This window comes from Streptomyces sp. NPDC057654, assembly GCF_042800135.1.
In the GTDB taxonomy this organism is placed as follows: domain Bacteria; phylum Actinomycetota; class Actinomycetes; order Streptomycetales; family Streptomycetaceae; genus Streptomyces.
In genome coordinates this window covers 1-7,339 of the sequence record NZ_JBHVHQ010000414.1, presented here as the reverse complement: position 1 = coordinate 7,339, position 7,339 = coordinate 1, and the positions used below count along the sequence as shown (strand labels likewise).

Here is a 7,339-nt window from a genome sequence, read left to right as displayed (position 1 = left end):
GCCCGGCGGCCCCACACCGACGGAAGGGTCACGCCATGAGCTCCAAGACCTCGACGAAGACGGGCGGCGGCGCCTCGGGCGGCAGGGTCCGGGAGCTGGCGACGCCGGGCCGCCTGGTCCTGCTGGTGATCGCGGTCCTCGCGCTCGTCTTCGTCTTCGAGAACACCCGCCAGGTCAAGATCCGGCTGCTGCTGCCCGAGGTCACGGTCCCGCTGTGGATCGCGCTGGCCGTGATGCTGGTGATCGGCTGGCTGGTGGGCCGCTACGTCACCTTCGGCCGCCGCAGGTAGCGGCTCCGGCGCGTCAGCTCACCGCGCCCACGGGATCGTCGGCGGTGCGCCGGAACTCGGCGCGGGCCAGTGCGGTCAGCGTGCGCAGGGCCGAGGTGGGCTGACGGTCCTTGTGCAGGACGAGGTAGACGCCGAGGACGGGGCGGGCGGTCCACGGCAGCGCGGTGAGCCGGCCGCGGCGGATCTCGTCGGCGACCGTGGTGCGCGGCAGCAGCGCCACGCCCAGGCCCGCCTCGGCGCACCGCTTGAGCGCCTCCGTGCTGACGAACTCCATCGTCGCGGGGCGTACCGCGGCCTTCCTCAGCTCCCGGTCCATCACCTCGCGCTGCGCACAGCCCTTCTCGATGAGCAGCAGCGTCTCGTCCGCCAGATCCGCGGTACGCACGACCTCGCGCCGGGCCAGCGGGTGGTCCGGCCCGGCGACCAGGCGCAGCGCCTCCTCCGCCAGCCGGTCGGCGGTCACCATGGGACCGCTCACCTCCTCCTCCAGGAGGAAGCCGGCGTCGAGGTAGCCCTCGCCGAGCGAGGTCATCAGCGAGGTCCGGTTCGCCGGGCCGAACGCCACCTGGAGCAGCGGGAAGCTGTTCTTCAGCGCGCGCAGCACGGGGGGCAGGCGGTGCGCGCAGAGGCTCTCGGGGGCGGCGATGCGCAGCGTGCCGCGCACCCGCCCCGGATCGCCGCCCGCCCGCTGCACCGCCTCCGTGGCCTGCTCGGCGTAGTTCAGGAGGTTCTGGGCGTGGTTGCGCAGTTCGCGGCCCGCGTCCGTGAGGACCACCCGGCGGCCGAGCCGGTCGAAGAGCGGGAGGCCGAGGTCGCGCTCCAGGGCCTTGATGTGCGCGGTGACGCTGGACTGCACATAGCCCAGTTCCTGGGCGGCGCCGGTGAAGTTCAACCGCTGGGCCACCACGACGAAGGTCGACAGATGCTTCAGCTCCACTGATCAATCGTATTCTCGAATGGAAGCCATCGCAATCGTTCGTTGGACGCGATCGACGCGAACGGCAAAACTGCTGGCATGCACCCATCCAGCACACAGCGCCGGGGATCCGCCGGCGGCGAGAGCACCGGCCTGGCCGGCCGGGACTTCCTGCTGCTGCTCGCCGCGACGGTGGGGACCTTCTCCAACTACGCGCCGCTGCTGTCGGTCGCGCCGCTCTGGTCCGCGCAGGGCGGCTCCGGGAACGCCGGCGTGGGCGCCGTGACCGGCGTGACGATGGCGACGACCGTGGGCGTGCAGCTGTGTATGAGATGGCTGCTGCGGCGGCTGAGCCTGCGTCAGGTCCTGATGGCCGGCGCGCTGGGCGGCGTGACGACGTTCCTCCCGCTGGCGCTCAGCGACTCCTCGGCCGCGCCCGTCGCGCTGTTCCTGCTCTCCGGCGCCATCGTCGTCGGGCGCTGGGCGGCGGGCGTCTTCAGCGACCGCCGGGGCACCGGGAAGCTGCTCGTGCCCAGTGTGCTGGGGTGCGTCCTGGGCATGGGCGGCCTCGGGCTGGCCACCGCCGGGTCCGGCGACGCATCGGTGCTCGCCGCCGTCGCGGCCTCCGTCTACGGCCTGGGCTTCGGCGCCCTCCAGAACGACACGCTCGTGATCATGTTCCGGCGGGCCGGGCCCCGCGGTCACGGAGCGGCCAGCACCGCGTGGAACATGGCCTACGACGCCGGGACGGGGATCGGCGCCGTGGCCGTCGGACTCACCTCGCACGCCCTGGGGGTCGACGGCTCCTTCTCCGCCGCCGCGGTCCTGATCCTCCTCGCCGCCCCGCTCGCCCTGCGCGATACGCGCACCGAGCACCGCATCGCCCAACTGTCGCCCGACGAGATCCAGGCCGAGGCCCCGACCCACACGCCGCAGTGAGCCGGGGTGGCCAAAATACGACGGGCCTCCTTGTACGACGCCAGACCCTCTGACGATCATTGCCCACTCCATAGAAGAGAAGGTGGACCCTTCATGGTGAACAGCTCCCCTCCGTCCCGCTCGCAGGGGTCCTTCCGCCACGGTGGCGCCGCAGACGTGTTCGTGGACCTCAGCCACGAGATCGTCTCCGGTGCGACGGCCTACCCGGGGATGCCGCAGCCCGTGCTCACGGACCACATCTCCCGCGAGCAGTCGCGCGAGTTGTACGACCCGGGAACCGAGTTCCACCTGGGCAAGATCTGCATGGTCGGCCAGACCGGCACCTACATGGACGTCCCCTTCCACCGCTTCGCGGACGGCTATGACCTCACCGCCCTGGATCTGGCCCGCGTCGCCGGGGTGCCCGTCACCCTGGTCGAGACGGACAAGCAGACCATCGGGCCCGAGTGTTTCGACCAGGCCGACCTGCGCGGCCGCGCCGTGCTCATCAGGACCGGCTGGTCGCGGCACTGGGCCACCGACACCTACGAGAACGGTCAGCACCCCCACCTGTCCGCCGAGGCCGCGGCGCTGCTCGCCGAGGCCGACCCGGCGCTCGTGGGAATCGACTCCCTCAACATCGACGCCACACACATACGTGAACGTCCGGCGCACACGGAACTGCTCGGCGCGGGCATCCCGCTGGTCGAGCACCTCACCAACCTCTCCCTCGTCCCGGAGCGAGGGGGGCGATTCACCGCCGTTCCCATCAAGGTCGCCGGGCTCGGCACCTTCCCCGTGCGCGCTTTCCTTGGATACTCCCGATGGGCCTGACGTCGTCGTCGGGCCCCCCGACGAGAGCGGAGCAATGGCCAACCTTCAGCAGCTCAGGACATTGGATTCCGTACGCTGCCACGGCGGAATCCATGCCGCGGCCAAGGCCTTGCACTTATCCCCGTCCGCGGTGTCCCAGCAGATCAAGGCGCTCAGCTCGGAGTGCGGATTTCCGCTGGTGGAGCCTGAAGGGCGCGGCATCCGGCTGACGGACAGCGGATCGGTGATCGCCCAGGTCGCCTCGAAGATCGCCGATCTGTGGGAGACGTCCGTCTCCGAGCACCAGGAGCACGGGGCCTCGCCGCCGCGCGGCAAACCCTGTGTGCGGCTCGGCGCCTTTCCCTCGGCGATGGGCAACTGCGTCCTCCCGGCTCTCGGAGTCGGGAGCGGCCTCCCTTTCGGCCTCGAACTGTATGAGACGAGCCCGCACGAGGGGCGCGATCTCGTGCAGGCCGGCAGCCTGGACGCCGCGATCTCCATACAGGAGGCGACCGAACCGGAGGACGTGCGCTTCCGTACGGTGCCGCTGCGGCACGAGTCGTTCGTGCTCGTCGGACCGCCGAAACTGCTGTCCTCCGCGGTCCGTTCGGGCTCGGACTCGCTGTCCGCCTTCCCCTGGATACTGCCGCGCGTCGGCTCGGACTGCGACCGCCTCGTCACCTCGCACTTCGCGCGCCACGGCATCCTCACCCGCATCGTCGGCCGCACCGACGACTGGGCGCTGGCGCAGGAGATGGCCGTGGCGCTGCGGGCGATCACCTACGTCCCGTCCTCGGCGCTGGTACGGCGGGACGGGCTGACCCGGTCGGTGGACGTCGCCGGCATCCCGGCCCCGGCGCGGACCATCGTGCTGGTGGCCAAGTCGTCGGCCGCGGTGACGAGTTGGTTCCTCATCCTGCGGCAGCGGCTCAAACGCGCGTACTCGCGCACCTCGGCCCTCGCGCACAGCAGCTGAGGGTCTGTCATGAATTCCGCAGGCGCACCAGGCCCTGGTACTCGTCCTTGAGTTTCCAGTCCGGGTCCGGCGGGGCGTGGTGGGGACGGGGGACATGGTCCGAGTACTGCCCCACGCGCACGTCGTGCAGGTAACGGGGGCAATTCTCGAACACCTGCCGCACCCGCACCTCGACCACGGCGTCCGCCTCCGGGAATTCGGTGAGCAGACCGCCGTCCGTCGATACGTGCGCCGTGCCGTTCACGCGCAGTTTGATCGGCTGGTCGTAGTCGATGAAGAGCATGCCGATCCGCGGATTGTCGAGAATATTGCCCAGGCTCCGGAACATGCCGTTTCCGTCGTAGCTGGGGAAGCGGAGCAGTCCGGGATGCGGTACGTGGACGAATCCGGGCAGCCCGCCCTTGTAGGAGCAGTCGGGGTACCCTTCGGCGTCGGCCGTCGCCAGGTAGAAGCAGTCCGCCCGCCGCAGCATCGCGGTCGCGGCCTCGTCCAGATAATCGGTCACATATTTTCCGGCGATGTGGTCCGCGAGGCGTCGCGTGCGCAGGGTTTCCTGCATACGCAACGCCCCTTCGCGGTAGAAGGGCCGTTCCGTCATCAATGCCTCCCCTGTCCGTTGTGCGTGCGGACGCGGAAATCATTCCGTCCGCGCCCGCTGACACGGGAATCGTTCCGTCGCCCCGGCCGTCCCGCAATGATTGTTCAATCTCTCGGCATGATGGCTTATGTCGGCGGAGTGTGACGTTTGCAGCCGCTACGCCAAGCGGAATGCTTGATTCACCCCACGGTTACGCCGCAGCGGGAGGCCGGGCCGCGCACCGCGCCCATGATCGCGGCGAGTCGATCATTCTCATCTTCTGATGTGTTCGGATCTTCCTCGGCCGGCAGCGGAAGGATCTCCACCAGTTCTTCCACGCGGCTCGGTCCGGGGCCGTGACCACGCGATTCATGTCCTGCGGAGCCGTATTGGGCGCCTCTGAACGCCCTACGGTCTCCTCCGCGGCGGAATCGCTTCGGCAGAGAGGGAACGCATCGTGACATTCACCGCCGTGGGGACGGCGCCCGCCGCCTCGCACACCGAGCAGATCAGCAGGGCATTTCCGCGGCACGGCGCACCCGACCCGGTGGCGAGGGAAGCGCTGCTGAGCCGGCTGCACGCCTACTACGTGGCCTACATGGGCGGGCCCGAGGACTTCGCCGCCATCCCGCGCCTCAACGCGGACCCCGAGATCGTCGAGATCGAGAACGCCTGGCTGGCCTGGGAGGACGCGCAGGTCGACACGGCGACGCTGCCCCAGACCGGCGAGGCCTTCCACGACTGGTTCCTGAAGGTCGCGGCACAGCACACGCAGCCGGAGTTCTGCGACTACCTCGCCCACGAGGCGACCCTGGAGGAGATGGCGCTCTTCTTCATGGGCGAGGAACTCGTCGACAGCAAATTCGACGACCTCATGGCCATGGTGCAGATCGGCACGGAGGGCAAGACCAAACTCACCATCGCCGAGAACTACTGGGACGAAATGGGGGAGGGCGAACTCGACCACGTCCACACCCGCATGTTCGAGCACTCCGCCGTCTATATGCGCAAACAGCTGGCCGAGGCCGGAATCGGCCGCGAGGCGCTGTTCTGCCCCGAAGCCTTCGAGAACGCCAGCATGCTCCTGATGTACGGCATCCACCGCCATCTCAACCCCCGTGCGCTCGGGGCGATGGGGGTGCTGGAGCAGAGCGCCTCACCGCGTTTTCAAGCCATGGTCGACGGCTGCAACCGCCTCGGCGTGCCCGGGGACGTCATCGACTACCAGCGCGTCCACGTCCACGTCGACGCCGACCACGGCGCCGAATGGTTCGAAGGCGTCTTCCTGCCGCTGGTCGGCCGTTCACCGGAACTCCTGCGGGAGATCTCCCTCGGCGTCGCCACCCGGGTGCGCGTGGCCAACGCCTATTACCGGCGCATCTGGGACGCCATGCGCGCCTTGCCGAAGCGAGGGGAAGTGCGATGACCACCGCGGCGTCGCAGAATTCACCCGGGTTACTCTTCCGCAAGAGCCGGGTCTCCGGCCGGGACGAGGCGGTCTTCACCTTCAAGTTGGTTCTGGCCGTCGGCCTCGCCGTGGCCTGCGGGTATCTCGCAATGAGTGCGAATTGGCTTCTCGCGCTGACCGGTGCACTGCTGCTCGGCGCGGTATACACCCATATGGTGGAACTCCAGCACCAATGCCTGCACCATTCCTCTTTCCGGTCCGCCAAACTCCACCGGCTGGTGGGAATCCCCCTCGGCATTCCCCTGCTGGTCTCCTACAGTCACTACCGGGTCCGGCACTTGCAGCACCACCGGTATCTGGGCACCCCGCAGGACTCGGAGTTCTTCGGATTCGACACCCGCAAACCGATCACTTCGGGACTGCTGCTGCGCGGCCTGCTGGACTATCCGCGGATCGGCTCCGTCCTCCGCGACGTGCTGCGCAGCTGGACCGGCAACTGGTCCTACGACATCGGCCAGATCGCGGAGCGGCGGCGCAAGGAGATCGTCTCCGAGTACCGGGTGTTCGGCCTGGTCATGGCCGCCGCCGTGACCGCCGCCGCCCTCGGGTCCGGCGGGCCCGTGCTGCGGCTGTGGGTGCTCCCGCTGGCCTTCGCCGTGCCCCTGCACTTCCTGGTGGAGCTGCCGGAGCACCTGCTGTGCGAGACCAGCACCACCGACGTGCTGCGCAACACCCGCTCGATACAGGGGAGTTGGCTGACCACCTGGTTCACCAACGGCAACAACCTCCACGTCGAGCACCACGCGGCGATGGTCGTACCGATCAACAGACTTCGGGAACGCCACCCCGAGGTCCAGGAGCTGGCCGTGTACGTCGAGCGGAACTACGCCGGCTTCTTCCGCAAGGTCGCCGCTGTCGCCTGGGAGAACCGCAAGGGGACCGCCGGCGCCGAGCCCGAGAGGAGTGTCTGATGGCGGCCGAGCGAAGGTCCGCGGACCGGCGGCCTGACGAACGACGGCCCAGGGTCTCGATCGCGGGGAGCGCCGCGCGCCACGCCGCCCTGCTGTGCGACGAGGCCGTGCCCGACGCGATACGGATGTCCTGCGTCGGCGACGTCATCCGGATCGAGGTGCCCGAAGCGGACTTCTGCGTCCGCCTGGAGGCGGTGCCGGACGGGGCGACGCGGCTCCGCTTCCACGTCACCTTCCGGGAGGACAAGCCCGCCGGCGGCACCTGGTGGACGAGCCGGGAGATCGAGGTCCCCGCCAGGCCGGCGACCGCCGAGGTCGGGCGGGCGCTGGTCACCGAGATACGCCGCAGCCGGGACACATTCACGCACGCGGTCAGCGAGGCGCCGCCCCTCGCGTGCACGGCCTGAGCGCCGGGCCGGGGCCGGCCGATACGGACACTGTTGGTAAAAGGTCCGGCCCCTGTGCGTGAC

10 protein-coding genes are annotated in these 7,339 nt (G+C 69.5%); 7 read left to right on the top strand and 3 right to left on the bottom strand.

The window, feature by feature from the left end; translation table 11 throughout:
• The first annotated feature begins 35 nt into the window (after positions 1 to 35).
• Positions 36 to 290, top strand: coding sequence for a DUF1049 domain-containing protein (locus ACFU99_RS26250; protein ID WP_384396180.1), 255 nt, complete (start codon positions 36 to 38; stop codon positions 288 to 290).
• Between the two features lie 13 nt (positions 291 to 303).
• Here ACFU99_RS26250 and ACFU99_RS26245 read toward each other — a convergent pair whose 3' ends face one another.
• Positions 304 to 1,227 (bottom strand): LysR family transcriptional regulator, encoded by a 924-nt coding sequence (locus tag ACFU99_RS26245; protein WP_384396177.1) that lies wholly within the window; start codon positions 1,225 to 1,227, stop codon positions 304 to 306.
• 78 nt (positions 1,228 to 1,305) lie between these two features.
• Here ACFU99_RS26245 and ACFU99_RS26240 point away from each other — a divergent pair, with 78 nt between their 5' ends.
• The 3 genes from ACFU99_RS26240 to ACFU99_RS26230 all read left to right on the top strand — a co-directional run bounded on the left by ACFU99_RS26240 (position 1,306) and on the right by ACFU99_RS26230 (position 3,913).
• Complete coding sequence (locus ACFU99_RS26240; protein WP_384396174.1) at positions 1,306 to 2,145, top strand: hypothetical protein; 840 nt, start codon at positions 1,306 to 1,308, stop codon at positions 2,143 to 2,145.
• A 93-nt stretch (positions 2,146 to 2,238) separates the two neighbouring features.
• The gene (locus ACFU99_RS26235) at positions 2,239 to 2,958 is read left to right on the top strand and encodes a cyclase family protein (protein WP_384396172.1); all 720 of its coding nucleotides are present in this window, start codon (positions 2,239 to 2,241) and stop codon (positions 2,956 to 2,958) included.
• Positions 2,959 to 2,992: 34 nt separating this feature from the next.
• Entirely contained in the window at positions 2,993 to 3,913 is a 921-nt protein-coding gene (locus tag ACFU99_RS26230) for a LysR family transcriptional regulator (RefSeq protein ID WP_384396169.1), read from the top strand.
• A gap of 7 nt (positions 3,914 to 3,920) precedes the next feature.
• Here the strand turns inward: ACFU99_RS26230 and ACFU99_RS26225 are convergent, their stop codons facing one another.
• Positions 3,921 to 4,511 (bottom strand): pyridoxamine 5'-phosphate oxidase family protein, encoded by a 591-nt coding sequence (locus ACFU99_RS26225; protein WP_384396167.1) that lies wholly within the window; start codon positions 4,509 to 4,511, stop codon positions 3,921 to 3,923.
• A gap of 179 nt (positions 4,512 to 4,690) precedes the next feature.
• Entirely contained in the window at positions 4,691 to 4,828 is a 138-nt protein-coding gene (locus tag ACFU99_RS26220) for a hypothetical protein (protein ID WP_384396163.1), read from the bottom strand.
• A gap of 119 nt (positions 4,829 to 4,947) precedes the next feature.
• On the opposite strand from ACFU99_RS26220, the gene ACFU99_RS26215 reads away from it, so the two are divergent.
• From ACFU99_RS26215 to ACFU99_RS26205, 3 genes are read left to right on the top strand one after another with little or no spacing between them, the layout of a single operon-like run.
• A complete protein-coding gene (locus tag ACFU99_RS26215; RefSeq protein WP_384396160.1) occupies positions 4,948 to 5,916 on the top strand; it encodes an iron-containing redox enzyme family protein in 969 nt (322 codons plus the stop codon).
• The gene (locus ACFU99_RS26210; protein ID WP_384396157.1) at positions 5,913 to 6,869 is read left to right on the top strand and encodes a fatty acid desaturase family protein; all 957 of its coding nucleotides are present in this window, start codon (positions 5,913 to 5,915) and stop codon (positions 6,867 to 6,869) included. Before ACFU99_RS26215 ends, ACFU99_RS26210 begins: the two co-directional genes overlap by 4 nt.
• Positions 6,869 to 7,276: a hypothetical protein gene (locus tag ACFU99_RS26205; protein ID WP_384396155.1), complete on the top strand. Its 408-nt coding sequence runs from the start codon at positions 6,869 to 6,871 to the stop codon at positions 7,274 to 7,276. Before ACFU99_RS26210 ends, ACFU99_RS26205 begins: the two co-directional genes overlap by 1 nt.
• Positions 7,277 to 7,339 lie beyond the last annotated feature (63 nt).

Coding starts and splice junctions, on each gene's coding strand:
- ACFU99_RS26205 (WP_384396155.1), top strand. CDS start 6,869: ATGGCGGCCGAGCGAAGGTCCGCGGACCGGCGGCCTGACGAACGACGG.
- ACFU99_RS26235 (WP_384396172.1), top strand. CDS start 2,239: ATGGTGAACAGCTCCCCTCCGTCCCGCTCGCAGGGGTCCTTCCGCCAC.
- ACFU99_RS26250 (WP_384396180.1), top strand. CDS start 36: ATGAGCTCCAAGACCTCGACGAAGACGGGCGGCGGCGCCTCGGGCGGC.
- ACFU99_RS26210 (WP_384396157.1), top strand. CDS start 5,913: ATGACCACCGCGGCGTCGCAGAATTCACCCGGGTTACTCTTCCGCAAG.
- ACFU99_RS26230 (WP_384396169.1), top strand. CDS start 2,993: ATGGCCAACCTTCAGCAGCTCAGGACATTGGATTCCGTACGCTGCCAC.
- ACFU99_RS26240 (WP_384396174.1), top strand. CDS start 1,306: ATGCACCCATCCAGCACACAGCGCCGGGGATCCGCCGGCGGCGAGAGC.
- ACFU99_RS26225 (WP_384396167.1), bottom strand. CDS start 4,511: ATGACGGAACGGCCCTTCTACCGCGAAGGGGCGTTGCGTATGCAGGAA.